At 62.3% G+C, this 17,070-nt stretch carries 13 protein-coding genes; 1 reads left to right on the top strand and 12 read right to left on the bottom strand.

Annotation, left to right across the window (positions count from 1 at the left end; all coding sequences use genetic code 11):
• Nucleotides 1-2: 2 nt before the first annotated feature.
• From E3O56_RS12430 to E3O56_RS12405, 6 genes are read right to left on the bottom strand one after another with little or no spacing between them, the layout of a single operon-like run.
• On the bottom strand, nt 3-3,578 hold the full coding sequence (locus E3O56_RS12430; protein WP_248128358.1) for a beta-ketoacyl synthase N-terminal-like domain-containing protein: 3,576 nt from the start codon (nt 3,576-3,578) through the stop codon (nt 3-5).
• An 11-nt stretch (nt 3,579-3,589) separates the two neighbouring features.
• Nucleotides 3,590-4,333 (bottom strand): polyketide synthase, encoded by a 744-nt coding sequence (locus tag E3O56_RS12425; protein ID WP_032877017.1) that lies wholly within the window; start codon nt 4,331-4,333, stop codon nt 3,590-3,592.
• A gap of 53 nt (nt 4,334-4,386) precedes the next feature.
• A complete protein-coding gene (locus tag E3O56_RS12420) occupies nt 4,387-5,154 on the bottom strand; it encodes an enoyl-CoA hydratase/isomerase (RefSeq protein ID WP_032877018.1) in 768 nt (255 codons plus the stop codon).
• Nucleotides 5,151-6,416 carry a hydroxymethylglutaryl-CoA synthase gene (locus tag E3O56_RS12415; RefSeq protein WP_032877019.1) on the bottom strand — a complete coding sequence of 422 codons (1,266 nt, stop codon included), beginning with the start codon at nt 6,414-6,416 and terminating at the stop codon, nt 5,151-5,153. Before E3O56_RS12415 ends, E3O56_RS12420 begins: the two co-directional genes overlap by 4 nt.
• Nucleotides 6,413-7,651, bottom strand: a complete 1,239-nt coding sequence (locus E3O56_RS12410) for a beta-ketoacyl synthase N-terminal-like domain-containing protein (RefSeq protein ID WP_032877020.1) — start codon at nt 7,649-7,651, stop codon at nt 6,413-6,415. Before E3O56_RS12410 ends, E3O56_RS12415 begins: the two co-directional genes overlap by 4 nt.
• Nucleotides 7,638-7,874, bottom strand: a complete 237-nt coding sequence (locus tag E3O56_RS12405) for an acyl carrier protein (RefSeq protein ID WP_032877021.1) — start codon at nt 7,872-7,874, stop codon at nt 7,638-7,640. Before E3O56_RS12405 ends, E3O56_RS12410 begins: the two co-directional genes overlap by 14 nt.
• A 161-nt stretch (nt 7,875-8,035) precedes the next feature.
• Here E3O56_RS12405 and E3O56_RS12400 point away from each other — a divergent pair, with 161 nt between their 5' ends.
• A complete protein-coding gene (locus E3O56_RS12400; RefSeq protein ID WP_078820775.1) occupies nt 8,036-9,046 on the top strand; it encodes an NAD-dependent epimerase/dehydratase family protein in 1,011 nt (336 codons plus the stop codon).
• Between the two features lie 20 nt (nt 9,047-9,066).
• On the opposite strand, the gene E3O56_RS12395 is transcribed toward E3O56_RS12400, so the two are convergent.
• From E3O56_RS12395 to E3O56_RS12370, 6 genes are all read right to left on the bottom strand, one after another.
• On the bottom strand, nt 9,067-9,318 hold the full coding sequence (locus tag E3O56_RS12395) for an acyl carrier protein (RefSeq protein WP_032877023.1): 252 nt from the start codon (nt 9,316-9,318) through the stop codon (nt 9,067-9,069).
• Nucleotides 9,319-9,374: 56 nt separating this feature from the next.
• On the bottom strand, nt 9,375-10,397 hold the full coding sequence (locus tag E3O56_RS12390; RefSeq protein WP_032877025.1) for a zinc-binding dehydrogenase: 1,023 nt from the start codon (nt 10,395-10,397) through the stop codon (nt 9,375-9,377).
• 23 nt (nt 10,398-10,420) lie between these two features.
• The gene (locus E3O56_RS12385) at nt 10,421-11,164 is read right to left on the bottom strand and encodes an SDR family NAD(P)-dependent oxidoreductase (RefSeq protein ID WP_032877026.1); all 744 of its coding nucleotides are present in this window, start codon (nt 11,162-11,164) and stop codon (nt 10,421-10,423) included.
• A gap of 40 nt (nt 11,165-11,204) precedes the next feature.
• The gene (locus E3O56_RS12380) at nt 11,205-11,483 is read right to left on the bottom strand and encodes a phosphopantetheine-binding protein (RefSeq protein ID WP_032881025.1); all 279 of its coding nucleotides are present in this window, start codon (nt 11,481-11,483) and stop codon (nt 11,205-11,207) included.
• 78 nt (nt 11,484-11,561) lie between these two features.
• Complete coding sequence (locus E3O56_RS12375; RefSeq protein ID WP_248128357.1) at nt 11,562-12,821, bottom strand: NADH:flavin oxidoreductase/NADH oxidase family protein; 1,260 nt, start codon at nt 12,819-12,821, stop codon at nt 11,562-11,564.
• Between the two features lie 32 nt (nt 12,822-12,853).
• On the bottom strand, nt 12,854-17,070 hold a 4,217-nt coding region (locus tag E3O56_RS12370), incomplete at its 5' end, for a beta-ketoacyl synthase N-terminal-like domain-containing protein (RefSeq protein ID WP_248128356.1).

Below are 17,070 nucleotides of genomic sequence, written 5' to 3'. Positions count from 1 at the left end.
CCTCATGTACCGGTTTGTCGCTGCCCCGCCACGCCTGCTGCCAGATTGTTGATCTCGTCCCAGATGTGCAGCGAACGGCTTTGCCATGCCAACGGATAGCGGCTGGCGGCGGCCTGATAGAAATCCGCCGCGGCCTCCCGATCCGTCGCAGCCCGCCGGCAATACTCGTTCAGGGCCCAGCCATAGGCCGAAATCGCCAGGCCCGAACCCAGGCCGGCGTTGGGCGAGCCGGTGCCGGCTGCATCTCCTACCAACAACAGGTTGCCATCAACTACCCGTTCGGCCCTGCTGTGATGCACCGCAATACGTTGCGTCAACCAGTTGATCCCCTGGTGCTCGACGCCCCAGCTTTTGGCGAAGAAGTCAGCCTTGTCCAAAAGCAGCTCGAGCGCCGGTGGCGTCGGTGTGCTGCTGTAGAACGCCACGCCAAACTCTTTGCGCACAGGGTAGGCCAGGCCAAAAGCGCAGTGATCGAGACGCCCGCGCGAATCGAAGGCGAACTCATAGCTCAAGCGTGACGTCGCAACCTCACTGGCGCAGTGAAACACATACCAGCTCTCACTGCCCTGAGGGGTCTGCAGCAGCGTGCACTCGATGCCCGCGGCCTGGGCCACGGCACTGCGCGCACCGTCAGCGACCACAACCAGATCGGCATCGAGGGGGAATGACGGCGCACCTGCCGTTGCACTCAGCAACACTTGCCAGGTAGCGGGCCTGCTGTCGTCGGCGACCACCGTCGCCTGATGGTCGGCGATAAACCGCACGCCCCGCGCGCAAGCCTGTTCCATCAACACCGCCTGCAAGTCGGCCAGGGAAATGGCCATCACCGACTCACCCACGAACAGCTCGGCGACTGTCTCGTCTCCATACGCCATGCTTGCATCGATACTGTCGAGAATGCCGGCCGGCAACTCGCGGGAGAAATACCGGGTGCGCTGCCCGGCGCTATTGAGGTAGAAATCGTGTCGCACGATCCGTGCGGCGCGCCGTGCCACGGCATCCAGCACCCCGATGCTTTTCAGGTAGGGCAAGGTGTGAGGGTAAAGCGTGACCATTTGCATACGGTTGATCGCGGTACGCTTTTCGACCACATACACCTGCTCGAAACCATTGGCCGCCAGGGTCAGGGCTGCCACCAGGCCAGCCGGCCCGGCCCCCAGCACCACACCGCGTTTGCCGGCCCATGCCCGCTCCGGCAGCGCGGCGGGTTGGTGGGCAAAATCGAAGGCGTAGCCGTTGCGGTGGTACACCTGCAATTGTTCCGGCGCAACGTAGTTACTCGCCGCAGGCACACTCGGCACGATCGGCGTAGCGGTCGACGGCATCGGCTCGCTGACCGGAGGCGGCATGGGAGCGAGCATTTGCTCAAGCTGTTCGATCAGCGCGCCGGCTGTCCTACACAGAACTAACTGCGGGCCGTCACGACTCTCATCCAGCCCCTCCAATGCCTGGCAAAGGCAAGCCGCCAGCACCAGCATGGTCACTGAATTCAAACCGTAATCAAGCAACGGCTTGCCCAATTGCAACGTGTGCGGATCGATTTGCGTCAGTGCGGCGATTTGCGCACGCACCACCTCATGCACATCCTCGGCGTTCGCCTCCAGCGCGATGGCTATCGCAGGCGCAGGCGTGGCGGATGTGTCAACGGTCGGCAGCCAACAGTGAACCTTGGCAAACGGATAAGTCGGCAGCTCGACGATGCGGCGGCCAGCACGCAGGCTGGCCTGGCGAGACACCTGTTGCAGGCTGATCTGTCCAACAACCCAGGCCCGGGCCTGCTCTTCCAGGCTCAACGTCTGGCGCTCAAGGGGCGCGGTATCCGGCACTTCGACCTCCTCAAGGTCACCATAGTGAATCACCACGCCGTCCACACTGCCCTGTTGCCGGTGAACACAGGCCAGCGCCGCATCCAGAGTGTCGAGCAAGGTGCCAGGTTGGCGCTGCACCCATGCCACCCGGCAGTTCATGGCTTCACGACCCTGGCTGAGGGTAAACGCCAAGTCATCCAGGGTGAGCGAAGGGGTGGCAGCCAATGCTTGCCGAGCACTGCCAAGCACAGCCTGCAGGCGCTCGTTAGTCGCTGCGGAAAAAACCAATAGCCACGGGCCTGGCGTTGAGACCGGCTCAACGGCGGCGGGTGCAGCGTCGTACGCCTGCAACAGCAGGTGGGCATTCGCACCGCCAGCGGCGAATGTATGCACAGCGGCACGGCGCGGTGTCGGCCAGGGCATGCCGCCAGGTGCATCGCTGGGATGGTGCCAATGCTCCAGGCTGCGCTGGGCCCGCAGCGGCGCCTCATCAGCGCGGGTTTGTGGATTAAGCGGTTCGGTCAGGATCGACGGCACCAGCACCCGGTCACGCAGTTGCAACGCCACCTTGATCACCTGCGCCAGGCCAATCGCGGCTTCTGCATGGCCAATGTTCGACTTCACCGAACCCAGACGGCAGTGTGGCAAGTGCGTATTGCGCGGCCCATAGACGCTTCGCAACGCCTGGAACTCAGCGACATCGCCCAGGGTTGCACCTGAGGCCGAGGTCTCGACGTAATCGACACTCCGGGGGTCGATGCCCGAGCGCTGGAAATGCCGCGACAGCAGGGTCTCGAACGCAGCAGCACTCGGCACGCTGTAGCCGGGTGTATAGCCTTTGTGGCTGATAGCGGTGGACTTGATCACCGCAGTGACCGTGTCACCTTCTTCAATCGCCTGTTTGAGCGGCTTGAGCAGCACCGCAGCCACGGTTTCACCGGGCAGGAACCCGTCTGCCTGCCCGTAGGCTCGAACCCCCGGATGACTGGCGAGCAGTTGCCCCTGGCACAACGCAATATATTTGAACGGGTGGATAGACAGATTCGTCGCCCCCACCACCGCCAACCGGCAACTGCCGCTGCGCAGGCTTTCGCAGGCCAGATGCAGCGCCGTTGCCGCCGAGGAACACATGGTGTCGAGCGCCAGGCTGGGACCCTTGAGGTTGAAAAAATGCGAAATCCGGTTGGCCATGCTTGCGGTCGATGACAAGGCTACCGTGGCCTTGCGCGGCACATCGGCGTCGAACGCGTGGTACTGCTGATACATCGAACCGGTAAACACCCCGACCTCGCCGTCACAGGACTCAGCCAGGTAATCGCGGGTGTAGCCGATGCGTTCGAACAAGGTCCAGACCTCCTGCAAAAGCAGGCGCTCCTGAGGGTCCATCAACTGGGCTTCGCGCGGAGAAATGCCGAAAAACAGTGAATCGAAACGGTCCACATCCTCGATGAACCCGCCCCATCGGCAATACGCCCTGCCCGGCTCACCCTTTTGTGCACTGAAATACGTGTCGGTATCCCAGCGGGTCGCCGGCACTTGCGTAATGCTGTCTACGCCAGCACGCAAATTGTCCCAGAACTGCTCCACCGACGCCGCACCAGGAAAGCGTCCCGCCATGCTGATGATGGCAATATCGCCAGCTTCCACCGCCACGGGATCAGGGGTTTGCGCCGTCGGCTGGGGTGCCGGCAGCATACGCAGGCGTGCCTTGGCCTGCTCGATGCTCAGCCGGCCCTCGCGCAGTTCGTCGAGGATGGTCTTCAGGGTCATAAGGGTCTCTCTCACCGGCCAAACAAGGTTGAGATTCGCTCGCCGACTTCCGGCTGATGCATTGTCAACGCGTGCATCGCCAGCTCACGCTCAATGACCGCGGGGAGGTCTTCGCGCAGCTTGCGATTTAGATGGTGCTTGAGCGTGACCAGCGACAACCGGGGCTTGTCGGCCAACTCCATCGCCAACTCCAGGGCGTGGGCCAGCACCTGGGCACGCGGTAACACTGCAAACGGCGCGCCGCGTGCTTCAAGTAGCGCACCACTGTAGCTCTGCGCCGCCAGGAGCATTTCCTGGCCGAGGCTACCGAGCCGGGAGGGTAGGATATAGGTCGCGCCCATGCCGGGGGTAAAGCCGTACTTCATGAAGTTGGCGGTATACAGGCTCTCGCGGGACAACACCACGATGTCGCAGAACAAGCCCATTACCAGGCCGCCGCCGATAGCATGCCCCTGCATCGCGGCGATCACCGGGATCTTGCATTCAAATGCAAGGCTGTAGACATTGGCATCGGTAAAATCGCCACGCGTCTGGTTCAAGGCAAGCAGCCCTTCGCGGGTGCCGCCACTGCAAAAAAAACTGTCGTAGCCCGTGATCACCACTGCCTTGTAGGCGTCGCTGGCGTTGATTCGCGCATAGGCCTGTATCAATCCGTCGATCAACGCCGGCGTGAAGGTATTCTTATGCTCACGGTCCTGGAGCGTGAGCACCACTACCCCGTCGTCACGCGCCTGAAAATCGATGACACTGTCCATCGGCACTCCTCTTTGCAACGATTCGCCAGCCATGGGCGCGCCCGTCAGGCACATCAATCAGGCTCCCATGGGAACAGGCCGTGGCTGACATAGCGGTGGATGTTTTCGCGGGTGCGCGGGTTGCTGAATACCTGGTGATTTTGCTCGATGGCCATCTGTCGGGCGTCGAACGGTAACGTGGACAGCCTGTTCATATAGCCCTTGTATTGCTCGACGCCATGCTTGGACAGGCGCCGCAAGCGCAACAGGTGGCGGCGCAGCAACGCATCGCTATCGCTTGCCACGTCGTCCGCCAGCCCCCACTGGCTGGCCTGTGCCGCACTGACCGGCTGGGTCGACAGCGTCAGGTAATGCGCGCGCTGGAAGCCCACGCGACGAATCAGAAACGGCAACACACACGCCGGCATTACGTCAAAGATGAGTTCCGAGAGGCTGAACTGGGCATCGGTATGGCTGAGAACGATGTCACTCGCAGCCACGAAGCCCATGCCCCCGGCGTTGGCCTTGCCCCGTACATGACTCACCGTGATGAACGAACCGGTAACCATACGCTGCCAGATTTCATAGAGCCGCTCTGGTTGATGGCGTTCGCTGGCGCCGCGCACGGCGTCGTCATGCATGCCTTGGAAATCTGCGCCGAAACAAAAAACCTCGGGCCCGCCTTCAAGCACCAGCACGGTCGAATGCGCCTGGCAGTGTTCCAATACCCATAGGCATTCGTCGACCATTTGGCGGTTGATCGTATTGTTCGACTCAGGACGCGCAAAACGCAGGAATGCCAGGCTGCCTTCAGTGCGAAACTCGGTGGCCTGGAAGTTCATGGCTGGAAACTGTATTCGCGGTGGTAACCGTTGATCGCGCTTAACAGTAACTTGCCCGACAACCCTCCCGCCGCGATTACGCTGTCGGTGACTGGACAGGCGACGGTGTGGTCGCGGGTACCAAACCGCACGGCGTCATTGCCCAGCAGGATTGACTCGTACTCAGCCAGGCTCAGGCTATAGCGACTATCGAGTTGTTGTGCGATGGCCTGGGCAGACAGATGATCACGACTCTGGGGCGTGACCGTACCGCTGAAAAACTCCGAGCAGCAACCCGAGCCATAGGAAAAGCATCCAATACGCCGAGGCTCATCGAACCGCGCGGTGCTGATGATGCCGGCCAGGGACAGAAACATCGTGGCCCCCATGATATTGCCCACGCGTTGGCAGTACGCCAGCCCGGGCGCCACACGCTGGGCGAAATCAGCTTCGATGGCTGGCGGGTCGGCTGGCGCGAACTTGCGCATCATCAAGCGGTGCGCGCCTTTGACCATGCCACCAAAAGGCGTGTGAAACGCCAGGTAGTCGAACGTGCGCGCATAGTCCACGTCGTCGACCCGAAGGCGATATTCATTGAAGGTTTGCTCACAGCAATCCAGGTACGACATCAACGATAGATCGGCGTCCCCGGCTTCGCTGTCGGGCTCCGGCCGACAGGTGTCCATCACCTCGAAGCTGTAATAACCACTGGCGCCGATGTCGAGGCTGAATACATGCGGCTTGTCACTGATCAACATGGCCACTGCGCCCGCACCGCCACTGGGTTCCGAAAAAGCCCAGTCCTGCGCCGCGGCGCCGCCTTCACCAATCATCAGGAAGCGACACAGGTCCACTGCGACCACCAGTGCCTTGGCATTGGGCGAGGTCTGGGACAACACGAACTGCACCGCGCTATGAAAACCGGCAGTGCCCGAGTAGCAGGCCTGCTTGAGTTCGAAAACCCGGCAGTTTTTTTTCAGCCCCAAGTAGTCATGCACATAAGTACTGACGGACTTGCCGAAATCGATTCCCGACTCGGTACAGGTAATCAATAACTCAATCTGATCGCGCTCTTGCGGGCTCAAGGCATCGATCAGTGGCTTGGCGGCATTCACGGCAAACGTCACCGGGTCCTCGCTGTGCAACGCCACGCTCTTTTCGTGCATCAGCAGGTTGCCGAAACGCTGGGAGTCCAGCTTGCGGTGTCGCGCAAGCATGGTCACATCCAGGCTCGCCGCGCCGCCAAATACGTTCATTGCCTCGATACCCACTTGCCTCGTCATTGCAGCCTTCCTGAGTTTTCCAGACACAACGCTGTATTGATGCCGCCGAAGCCATAGCTGAGGTTGAGTGCACAGCGCAGGGCGTGCTGTTCAGCGCGGTCGCAGACCCATGCGAACCCGGTATCCAGGGGGTGATCCAGGTTGCGGTTGGGGTGCAGTTGCCCGGCCTTCATTTGCAGTACCGTGGCTATGGTCTCCACCAGCCCGGCAGAAGCCAGGCCATGACCGATGAGGGACTTGGTCGCGTTGATCGACGCCTCGCGCAAGCCGCAATGAGCCAAGGCACGCAGTTCGGTTTCATCACCCAGTACCGAGCCACTGCCGTGCGGGTTGATATAGTCCACCTGGCGCGCCTGCCAGCCCGACTTGTCCAGGGCCTGGCGGATCACACAGGACTCCCCGTCAAACGAAGGGTTGGGGTTGCGATTGCCGTCCATCGCCACTGACCAGCCGGCAATCCGCGCATACGGCGAAACGCCACGGCGGCGCACGCTGGCCTCGCTTTCAATCACCACGACTGCACTGGATTCACCGTAGATGAACCCATCGCGATCACGGTCAAAAGGGCGGCACGCCAGGGCCGGACTCTCGGCAAAACGGTCCGAGCCCATCGCCCCCAGGGAGCGAAAGCCATGGCACTCCCAATACGACAGATCCATCACCGGCGCCAAGGCAATGCACACGTCCACATCCCCGGCTCGCACAGCCTGGGCCGCATTGATAATCGCCATCTGCCCACTGGCCGACGCAGCCCCCAGAGTGTAAGCGAACCCCCGAATGGGGAAGCGCTCGGTGCAAACTCCACACAGGTCGGTATCGAGAAACTGCGTCGCGTAGCTGGGCTTGATGAAGTACGGGGTCAGCGCGCAAGGCGCATGGGCCTGCTCGATGGCGCGCTGCTGGAAGTTAGAGCCACCGACCACTAGGCCGATACGCGTCGGGTCACACTGATCCAGCTGCGCATCCGCCCACGCTTCTGCCAAGGTCGCCAGGGCAATGCGCGCAGAGAACGACATACCCCGCGAACCGGATTCCAGGTTGGCGCCGGCTTGCTCGTCCACATCGATTTCAGCACCGATGAATGTGCTTTCCAACTGACGACCCGGGCGGCGCATCATCGAAAAAGCATGATTGCCAGCCAGCAAGGCCTGGATAAAGTCATGCTGACCGGTGCCGATGGACGAAGCCACACCCAGCCCGCTGATCAACAGCCCTTGCGTGTCAGAGCTTGCCATGAAGCAACTCGGCCAATTCGCCGATATTGCGAGCGGCCTGCGTCTGCACCATTGGCATGCGCAACCCAAGGGCGCTCAAAGTCATGGCGACGATGTCGGCGCGGTCCATCGAATTGGCGCCCAGGTCCACCAGGCGGTCGTTCCGGGCGATGGGTTGTTGAAGCTCAGGGAGGGTTTCGCGGGCATGCTTGACGATCAAATCGAAGACTTCGGCCTGGGTCATTTATCTATCCTTTAGCCGGCTCAACCGGTGGTTGCTCAGGGGGTGCAGCGACTAACTTAGCGGATCGAAATCGGCGGGAAACCTATAAGACCTTGTAGTAGTCAGTGATCGCGGTCTGGGCTATACCCAGCAACCGTGTGAACACCCAAGGATCGCTACCGATGCCCCGACACATCTGTATCACCGGCGCCTCAGGCTTTCTGGGCAGCCATATTGTGGAAAAGCTGCTGCACCACGGCTGCACCGTCGACGCCCTGTTGCGCCGCCCCACTGCGCATTTGCAAGGCCTGGCAGCCCGCCACGCGCAACTGCGCCTACACGTAGTCGACCTGGCGCAGCCAGGCGCGTGTAATGCCCTTTTCAGTGAGTGCGACACCGTTATTCACTGCGCCGCCAGCGTCACTAACAACGCCCGGCCCGGCTCGCGGCTTTGGCAGCAAACCCTGGAAATGAATGTCAACGGCACGCAAAACGTAATCGACGGCATACGCCAGGCCGCCAGCGTGCGCACCTTCGTGTACACCTCGTCGATGGCGGCCATTCTGTCGCCAGACATGCCAGCCGGGCACGCCTTCAGCGAGGCCGACTGGAACCATGCCTCCCTGGAAGCCAGCGACCCATACTGGTATTCCAAGACAGCCGCCGAGCGACTGGTGACGGACGCCTTCCAGCCCTGGCCCTGCGAGCCTCGCGTGGTGTGCATCAACCCATCGGTGATCATCGGGCCGGTGCTCGACCCCCGGCATGCTGCCACCAGCATTGCCATCCTCCATGACCTGCACACGGGCAAGACACCGGCCTGCCCGGACCTGAACTTTCATTTCGTGGATGTGCGCGACCTGGCCGAACTGCATGTGCGCGCGGCGCTGGATGACGTCATTGAGGGGCGCTTTATCGTGCCGGGCCATGAGGCTTCGATGCTGGAACTGGCCACAATGATCAAGCAGCGCTTTCCCGACAGCAAGGCACCCCAAAGACGAGCACCCGACTGGTTGATGTACCTCAGCGCGATGCTGAACCCACGCCTGTCGCGTCGCTATCTGCGACAGAACCTTGGCGTGCGCCGGGTATTCGATGACCAGCGCGCCAGGCGCGCCTTTCAATTGAGCTATCGGCCGCTGGAACACAGCGTCGCCGATACCCTTCAATCATTATCCCCGACAGCACCCTGAATCAAGGTAGCGCAGGGCACCTAGCCATGCGCTACCAGGAGATTGACCAGATCGCCTACGGTGTCAAACTTGTAGGCCTCGTTGTTCAGTTGTGCAAACTGGAAATTCGAGCGTTCCTGCAAGCGCGTGAGCAATATCAGCTTGTGCAGGGAATCGATGCCCAGTTCACCCTGCAAGTGCGTTTCAGTCTCGATCGACGCCGTCTCCCATCCCGGCAACTTCAACTCACGGATCGACTCACTGACCGTTTGCTGCGCCACGTTGATTTCCATCTTCACCTCCTCCTACAAGCGACAAAAACGCCGGCGCGTGCAGGCGCCGGCGCGGATTAGAATTGCAATACGATCTTGCCGAACACATCCCGCTCGCGCAGGCGCTGCAAGCCACTTTCGAAACCGGCCACCGGCATCACGCAGTCGATCACGGGCAACACGCCCTGCTGGATCAACGCCAATGCATCGCGCAGCCCACTCAGGGGCGCACCGAAAGAGCCATGAATGTGAATTTGCTGATTGAACAGGTGCATCAGGTTAGTGGGCGCCTCCACGCCTGTGGTCGAGCCGCAGATCACCAGGCGGCCGCCACGCGCCAGGCTCAGGAGACTCTGCTCCCAGGTATCGGCCCCCACATGCTCGAACACCACGTCGACCCCGCGGCGTGCCGTCTGCTCGCGAATCACCCGCAGGAATCGTTCCTCACGGTAATCAATCACATATTCGGCGCCCAATGCCCGGGCACGCTCAACCTTGTCGGCACGACCAACCGTTGCGAATACCGTGACGCCCAGGTGACGGGCCAGGCGAATGGCGATTGAGCCGATCCCGCTGCCTCCCGCGTGCACCAGCAGGGTTTCGCCGCTCATCAGGCGTGCGTTGTCGATCAACATATGGTGCACCGTGGCGAAGGTCACCGGCGCGCAGGCCGCCATTTCCATGGGCACGCCAGCAGGTATCGGCACCAGCATACGCAGCGGGACATCGACGTACTCGGCGGCAACCCCGTCGCAATGAAACCCCATTACGCCGGGCGAGTCGGCGCACAGGTTCTCCCGGCCGGCTAGACAGGCCGGGCAGCACCCACAAAATACACTGGGGTAGATCGCCATGGCCTGCCCGATCAGTTCGGGGTCACTACCTGGCCCCACGTCCTGCACAAAGCCTGCGCCTTCGGCACCCACCGTGACAGGCAATGTCCGTCGTGCGAAGGCCATCCCGCGGTAACCGAAAAGATCCAGGTGATTAAGCGTCATGAACGCCATGCGCACCCGTGCGTGACCCGGCGCGGGCCTGGCAGGCAACACCAGCTCGCGCAGCGCCAGGCGCTGTTTATCAACCAGTTGAAGCGCCCGCATCAAACCTCCTCATTACAGGTTGGCTAGCCGGCCATGCTGCGTGACAGGCCACCATCGACGGTGAGATGTTGCCCGTTGATGTAGCTGCCGGCCTCTGAAAACAAAAACGCCGCCAGCCCCGCCACTTCTTCCGGCGAACCATAGCGACCCGCTGGGATCCGCCGGTCGATGGCCGAACGCTGTTCGGCGTAGCGATCCAGCAGTGCCGTCTCGATAAAACCCGGCTCGATACAATTGATCGTAATAGCGCGTGAGGCGACTTCGGTCATGCTCGAACGTACAAAACCCCGCAGCGCTGCCTTGCTGCTGGCGTACAACGCATTTCCCTTCATACCGAAGTCGGCTGCGACCGAGCCGATGCACAGGATTCTGCCTGCGCGGCGCATGGACATGGGCCGCACCAGGGCCTGGTACAACTGCACAAATGCCCAGAAATTGACTTGCATCATGTGCCGCGCGGTATCCAGGTCCGCAACGGCGGCCAGGCTGTCCTGGCTGACGCCCGCGCAATGCACCAGACCATAAATGTCTTCTGCCTCCAGCGAGCGGCACAGGCCCTCCACGGCCAAGGCATCGCCCAGGTCGCAGCCAACCCAGCGTGCGCTGCCTGCGCCGTATCGGGCGTCCAGCTCTTCGCACAAGGCAACGCCCGCGCTGATGCCACGGTGCCCGACAATCAACACGACAAACCCGGCCTGCACCAACGCCGTGGAAATACTGGCGCCAATGCCTCGGCCGCCGCCGGTAACGACTACCTGCCTACGCATGCCTGAATCTTCCGGGGCCAACCGACGGCCCAGGTATCACTCATGCCGAGGCTGCCGCACGAGCAGCGATCTGGGCAACGAAGTGTTCCATCACGAAGTAATCAGTCATTGCCGCGTTGCCTTCGTTGACGGCACTCATCCATTGGCCCACCGGGATACGGATGTCATAGTGCTTCTCGATGCAGAACACCGCATCGAGAAAATCCACGCTATCGATCCCCAGATCGGCGAACAAGTTGGTGGTCGGTTCGATATCGCCGGGTTGAACCTTGCAACTGGAAGCCAGCGTACTGACTACGAACGTATAGATTTCTTCCATGTACATGTTCCGCCTATCAGGGTTCATGGGAGGGACTGTCGGGCGCAATGTACAAGAGTGCCCAAGGGCTGCCACCTATCAGCGCTTATAGGTTGAGCACTGCGTACTGCGCTTTTTCCTGGCGCAGGCGGCAAAATCCAGCAGGGTCTTGCCCAGGCTGAGCCACTCGCTCAGGCCGGGCTTAGGCAACTGGTGGCGGGCCATACGTTGCAATTGATGTTCGTACCACGACACATCGAGCGTCGCGATGCGGTCCAGGGCGGCAAAGCCTGTACTCAAGGGCCGCAGGTCGACACGGTAAGTGGCTTCGGACAACAGCTTGACCGGCATGTCCGGCTCCAGCGCCAGTGGACGTGCCAGCCCAATGAAGTCGGTGGCCGCGTCTCGCAGCGCCGCGGTCATCGCAGCGCCAGAGCGGAAACCACCGGTGACTACCAACGGCAGCGTACTGACCTCGCGCACCCTGGCCGCGTAATTGAGAAAGTAGGCTTCGCGCTCGCGGGTGCTGGCCGCCTGGTTGCCGACCATCACCGGGCTTTCGTAGGTGCCGCCGGATATTTCCAGTTGATCGAGCCCCAAATTGCCAAGGGCTACCACCACCTGCAACGACTCCTCTTCGGTAAAGCCACCCCGCATGAAGTCCGCCGAGTTGAGTTTGATCCCCACTGGAAACGCGTCACCCACCACGCTGCGGATCGCCTGGTAGACCCGGACCAAAAAGCGCATGCGGTTGGCCAGGCTCCCGCCCCACTGGTCGCTACGCTGATTGTGCAGCGGTGACAGGAACTGGTTGATCAGATAGCCATGGGCCGCGTGGATCTGCACGCCAGTGAACCCGACGACCTTGGCCAGTCGCGCACTGGTGGCGAACTGCGCAATGATCTTTTCGATGCCGTCCTCAGTCAGTGCGCGCGGGCAATTGAAGTGTTTTTCCAGCCCGCTGCCCAGGCTGATGGCCGATGGCGCCACCGGCTCGTCGCACAGCAGCTTGATGATCTGCTTGCCCGGATGGTTGAGTTGGGCCCATAGGTGCGTGCCATGGCTACTGCCTGCCAGTGCCCAGCGCCGGAATGCATTCAGGTCGCTGTGGGCATCCAGCACGACGTTTCTCAACTCGCCGATGGCATTGCGATCGACCATGATGTTGCCGGATATCGACAAACCTATGCCGCCCTGTGCCCACTGGCGGTAGAGGTTCTCCATGCCAGACCCTGGATCATGGTGTCGATCTCCGAGCTGTTCGCTCATGGCGGCCTTGACCAGGCGGTTTTTCAGGCGCACGCCATTGGGCAGCACGAAGGAGCTGCCCAGATCGGGCAGCGCTGGACTCTGGTCCATGGTCACATTCCTTGAGAGTGAAGAGTGATCGGTCATTGGGTGGCGGCCTCGTTCCGGCTTTGCAGGAATTCGGCCAGGGCACGAATGGTGGCGTGCTGTACCAGCCAGCGCGGCTCCACCAGCCAACCCAAGGCCCGACTCAATGCCGAAGACACCTGCATGGCGCCCACCGAGTCCATGCCATACCGGGAAAACGCGGTGTCCAGGTCAGGCTCATCAACCACCAGCACCCGCTCAATCACTTCGCGCACTTGCTCAAGCAGTGCACCCGCGCCGACCGTTGCCGGCCGGGGTGCGCTGGGGAAGAACAAGCGGTCGAGACGGTCAATGGTCGCCTCATCCAGAGCGTCGAGTTCAAAGCGGCTGAGCACTTTGCACCATTGCGCGGCATCCGGCGTCGCCCCGGCCTCGCACGCCTGTTCCCAGGCGTGCAGTTGGGCGTGCAAGCCGATGGCATCGCCAGCCGGCGGCACACTCGACGCGGGTAAAGGTTCGATGCCCAGACCGCGACAGGCCAGGGCCGGATCGAGCACTTTCATCGCGCCGACCACACCCGGTTCGGCGCCGGTATGCAGGTACTCGAACGCCGACTGCATGTCGATCAGCCCTAACCCAAGGGCCTGCAAATGCGCCGGGCGATTGGCCGGCATGTATCGATCCACGCACCAGGCACCCCAGGTGCAAGCACTCGATACGCCATGACGCTTGCCCTGGAGCTCAAGCGTCTGACGGTAGCGCACGAAAGCATTCTGGAACGCGGCGGCATACCCGTAATCGGCTGAACCACGGATGCCATAGGCTGCCATGGACGAAAACACGGTGAAAAACGCCAGGGGTTGATCGGCAGTGGCCAGATCCAGGTTTATCGTGCCCTTGACCTTGGCCCCAATCGAGCGTTCGAACGCCTCCCACTGCTTGGCCACAATCAAGCCGTCATCCACTAGCCGCGCCAAGTGAATCACACCCTGCAAAGGCCCGGCCGCCTGCACGCGACGCTCGACCACCTGTTGCAGCGCCGGCAGGTCAGTGATGTCGACGCTGCTGTAATCGACCGTGGCGCCCAATGCGCGCAGCACATCGCAGCGAGCCTGTTGCTCGGCGTTCGGCGCCGAGCGCGAGACGATGCTCAGGCGCGCCTGGAAGGTGCCCGCCAGTTCCTGGCACAACAACTCGCCCACCGGCCCCAGCCCGCCCACTACCAGGTAATGGCCATCGCGGCGAAAGCGCGGGGCTTGCGCCTCAGCCGCCTCACGCTGAACCAATAGCCGGCGCAAACGCTGGGTACCCTGGTACTTGACCACGGCTGGCGCACTGCCCTGACGGTCGGCGGCCAGCCATTCACGCACAATCAGCTGTAAATCGCTGGCGGGGCCGGCCACGGCGTCACATTCCAATAACGTCCAGCCGTGCCGAGCATTCTCCAGGCTCGCGGAAGCCGCAAAACCGCTGATTGCCTGGGCGTCACAGTCGCTGCCGGAACCGCTTGCGCGATACACGTGGAAGCACTCCACGGCATGCTCCCAATCGGTCGCCATCAGATGCCGGCTGACCTCCAACACTTGCTTGATCGCGTCCAACCCTCCGGGTGGCGACGCCCTCCCGTCGCTGGAGTTCTCACCGATGAAGAAGATCACCTCGGGTAACGCCCCCCGAGCCGGCAGTGCATCCGGCAGCAGGCGCTGGACGGACGGCGGCGGGCTCCCTGCCTGCGCCCACAGCGTGCAGAGCAGTTGGCTGAAGGCATCGAAACGCGCTTGTTCACGAGTGACCACCGCCACGCGCGCGCCAGACCTGGCCTTGATGCTTGCTGCCCAGTCAAAGTTGCTCGGCAGGTCGTGAGCCCGCCATTGCTCCGCGCAGAACAACCACTGGCCCGCCACCTCCTCTGCCGGTACCGCCGTCGGCTCCTCGACCTCGGGCGCCGATACCCAATAGGACTGACGCAAGAACGGATAGGTTGGCAACGGCACGCGACGCCGCTCATCGGCCATGAACAGGCTGGAATAATCCAGCTCATACCCTTGTACAAACGCTTGCGCCAGGGAGGTCAATGCCTCGCCACGTGTCGATTGATCGCGATTGCCCATCAGACGAATCAGGCACTCGCGGGCCGCCTGCAGCACCTCCTGTTGTTCAACGAAACGGCGTACGTCCCAATGCCCGCTATGCACCGTCGCCTCGTCGCGCCCCTGCAACCAGCCTTCAAGACTTTGCTGCAATTGCCCGGCGTCATGGGTGACCATGGCCAGGCGCCATTCGTGGTGCTTGCGCCCCGCCATCAGCGTATAGGCCATCGCTGCCATGTCCAACCGTTGCACGGCCACACAGTGGGCAGCCAGATTGCTCGCCTGCTCGCGCAATTGCTGCGCGGAGCGCGCCGACAGCACTACCAGCCAGGGCCCGGCCCCGGACGCGCCGCGCTGTTGTGGAAGCGGCGCCTGCTCCATCACCAGGTGAGCGTTGGTACCGCTGAACCCGAAGGAGCTGACCGAGGCACGCCGTGGCACACCGTCGAGTGTGGCCCAGGGACGCAGTTGATCCGGCACATAAAAGGGGCTGCCCTGAACGGCGATGGCCGCATTGGCCTGGGTGAAACCCGCTGCCGGAGGCAACTGGCCGTGGCGCAGCGCCAGCGCCACCTTCAGCACACCGGCGACTCCGGCCGCAGTCACACAATGCCCAAGGTTGGATTTGATCGACCCCAGGGCACAGTAGCCTGCCTGCTGCCCAGGTCGGGCGAACGCTCGCGTCAAGCCTTCGAATTCGATCGGGTCGCCAAGCGGTGTACCCGTCCCATGGGCCTCCACCATCGAAATCGTACCCGGCTCAATCGCGAAGTCACGGTGCACCTGGCGAATCAGCCGCTCCTGGGATTGCGCGCTCGGCGCAGTGATGCCATTGCTGGCGCCATCCTGGTTACTGCCAATACCGCTGATCACGCCATGAATATAATCGCCATCCGCCTGCGCCTGGCGAAGGCGCTTGAGGATCAGCACACCGACGCCTTCGGCGGGGACGAAACCGTCGGCACGCGCATCGAACGCGTGACAATGCCCGCTGGGCGAGAGCATGCCGGCGGTTTGCGCCGCCTGATAAAACCCGTCGGTTGACTGCACGAACACACCGCCGGCCAGGGCCATGCCGATCTCCTCGGTCCAGAGCGCCTGGCATGCCAGGTGGATCGCGACGAGCGAACTGGAACAGGCGGTATCCACGGCAATGGCCGGGCCCTGTAAATCCAGATGGTAGGCGATACGTGCAGGAATGATCGAGCTGGCGTTGCCCCAGAAGGCTTGCGCGGGCGCAGCTTCAGCGAACAGGCTGCGATAGTCGCTGGCACTGGCGCCTACATAAACCCCCACCGGTTGCCCCTCAGTCGCCTGCCCTACGTAGCCGGCATCTTCCAGTGCCGTCCAGGCCTGCTCGAGGAACAGCCGCTGCTGCGGATCCATGCAAGTGGCTTCAAGGCCAGAGATGTTAAAGAACGACGCGTCGAACTCATCGATCCGGGATAACAGGCCACCGCGCTGGCACAGGCCCTTTCCTGACACATCGGCTTGGGAGCTGCGTAGGTCCCAGCGCTCGACCGGGGTGGTCAGGTCGCGGCCTTGGGCCAGATGTTCCCATAATTGATCGAGGGATTCGGCGCCGGGAAAGCGGCCGCTCATACCAATGATTGCAATGGGTTCTCGCACGAAGGACTCGGGCGACTGAACCCTTGGCGCCGGGGCGGCGGCAGGCGAGGACGCCGTCGGCACTGCAACGGCCAAGGGCGCGACCGGTGCGGCTGCCGCACGTGTCACCGCGGGCTGCGGTAAGTGCGCGCCATGTTGCTCGACAATATGCCGGGCCAGACGCGTGGCGGTAGAAAAGTCGAAGAGTGCCGTAGTGCCCAGGTCGATACCCAGGCGCTCATTCAATACCCGTACCAGGTTGACGCCGGTGATCGAGTCAAGCCCGTAATCGGAGAATGACTCCTGTGGATCGATCACCTCCAGGGCGACCTTCAATGCCTTGGCCACACTGGCCATGACTTCCTGGCGCACCTGGGTAAATTGATCCGCGGCCGCGGCCGGTACCGGTGCCGCCACGCCGTGTTGCGGCGCAGCAGCAGGCTGGGCGGCCAAAGCCACCTTCGGCGCCGCTGGTTGGCTGACACGCCGAGGCACCTGCACGACCCCGTTGCTGCGCGCCATCACCACTTGCTGTCCCAGCCCATGAAACGCCTGGCACGGGAACATCACCCCGC

Origin of the sequence: Pseudomonas sp. W2Aug9 (assembly GCF_023127755.1) — a bacterium.
Classification (GTDB): domain Bacteria; phylum Pseudomonadota; class Gammaproteobacteria; order Pseudomonadales; family Pseudomonadaceae; genus Aquipseudomonas; species Aquipseudomonas synxantha_A.
Note: the sequence above shows the minus strand (reverse complement) of the source record. Positions and strands in the feature narration are given on the sequence as shown.

What these genes read in the sequence shown, in the direction of transcription:
- E3O56_RS12385 (WP_032877026.1), bottom strand. Translation starts at nt 11,164, where the DNA reads ATGCGTAGGCAGGTAGTCGTTACCGGCGGCGGCCGAGGCATTGGCGCC.
- E3O56_RS12425 (WP_032877017.1), bottom strand. Translation starts at nt 4,333, where the DNA reads ATGGACAGTGTCATCGATTTTCAGGCGCGTGACGACGGGGTAGTGGTG.
- E3O56_RS12400 (WP_078820775.1), top strand. Translation starts at nt 8,036, where the DNA reads ATGCCCCGACACATCTGTATCACCGGCGCCTCAGGCTTTCTGGGCAGC.
- E3O56_RS12405 (WP_032877021.1), bottom strand. Translation starts at nt 7,874, where the DNA reads ATGACCCAGGCCGAAGTCTTCGATTTGATCGTCAAGCATGCCCGCGAA.
- E3O56_RS12410 (WP_032877020.1), bottom strand. Translation starts at nt 7,651, where the DNA reads ATGGCAAGCTCTGACACGCAAGGGCTGTTGATCAGCGGGCTGGGTGTG.
- E3O56_RS12420 (WP_032877018.1), bottom strand. Translation starts at nt 5,154, where the DNA reads ATGAACTTCCAGGCCACCGAGTTTCGCACTGAAGGCAGCCTGGCATTC.
- E3O56_RS12375 (WP_248128357.1), bottom strand. Translation starts at nt 12,821, where the DNA reads ATGGACCAGAGTCCAGCGCTGCCCGATCTGGGCAGCTCCTTCGTGCTG.
- E3O56_RS12380 (WP_032881025.1), bottom strand. Translation starts at nt 11,483, where the DNA reads ATGGAAGAAATCTATACGTTCGTAGTCAGTACGCTGGCTTCCAGTTGC.
- E3O56_RS12415 (WP_032877019.1), bottom strand. Translation starts at nt 6,416, where the DNA reads ATGACGAGGCAAGTGGGTATCGAGGCAATGAACGTATTTGGCGGCGCG.
- E3O56_RS12395 (WP_032877023.1), bottom strand. Translation starts at nt 9,318, where the DNA reads ATGGAAATCAACGTGGCGCAGCAAACGGTCAGTGAGTCGATCCGTGAG.
- E3O56_RS12430 (WP_248128358.1), bottom strand. Translation starts at nt 3,578, where the DNA reads ATGACCCTGAAGACCATCCTCGACGAACTGCGCGAGGGCCGGCTGAGC.
- E3O56_RS12390 (WP_032877025.1), bottom strand. Translation starts at nt 10,397, where the DNA reads ATGCGGGCGCTTCAACTGGTTGATAAACAGCGCCTGGCGCTGCGCGAG.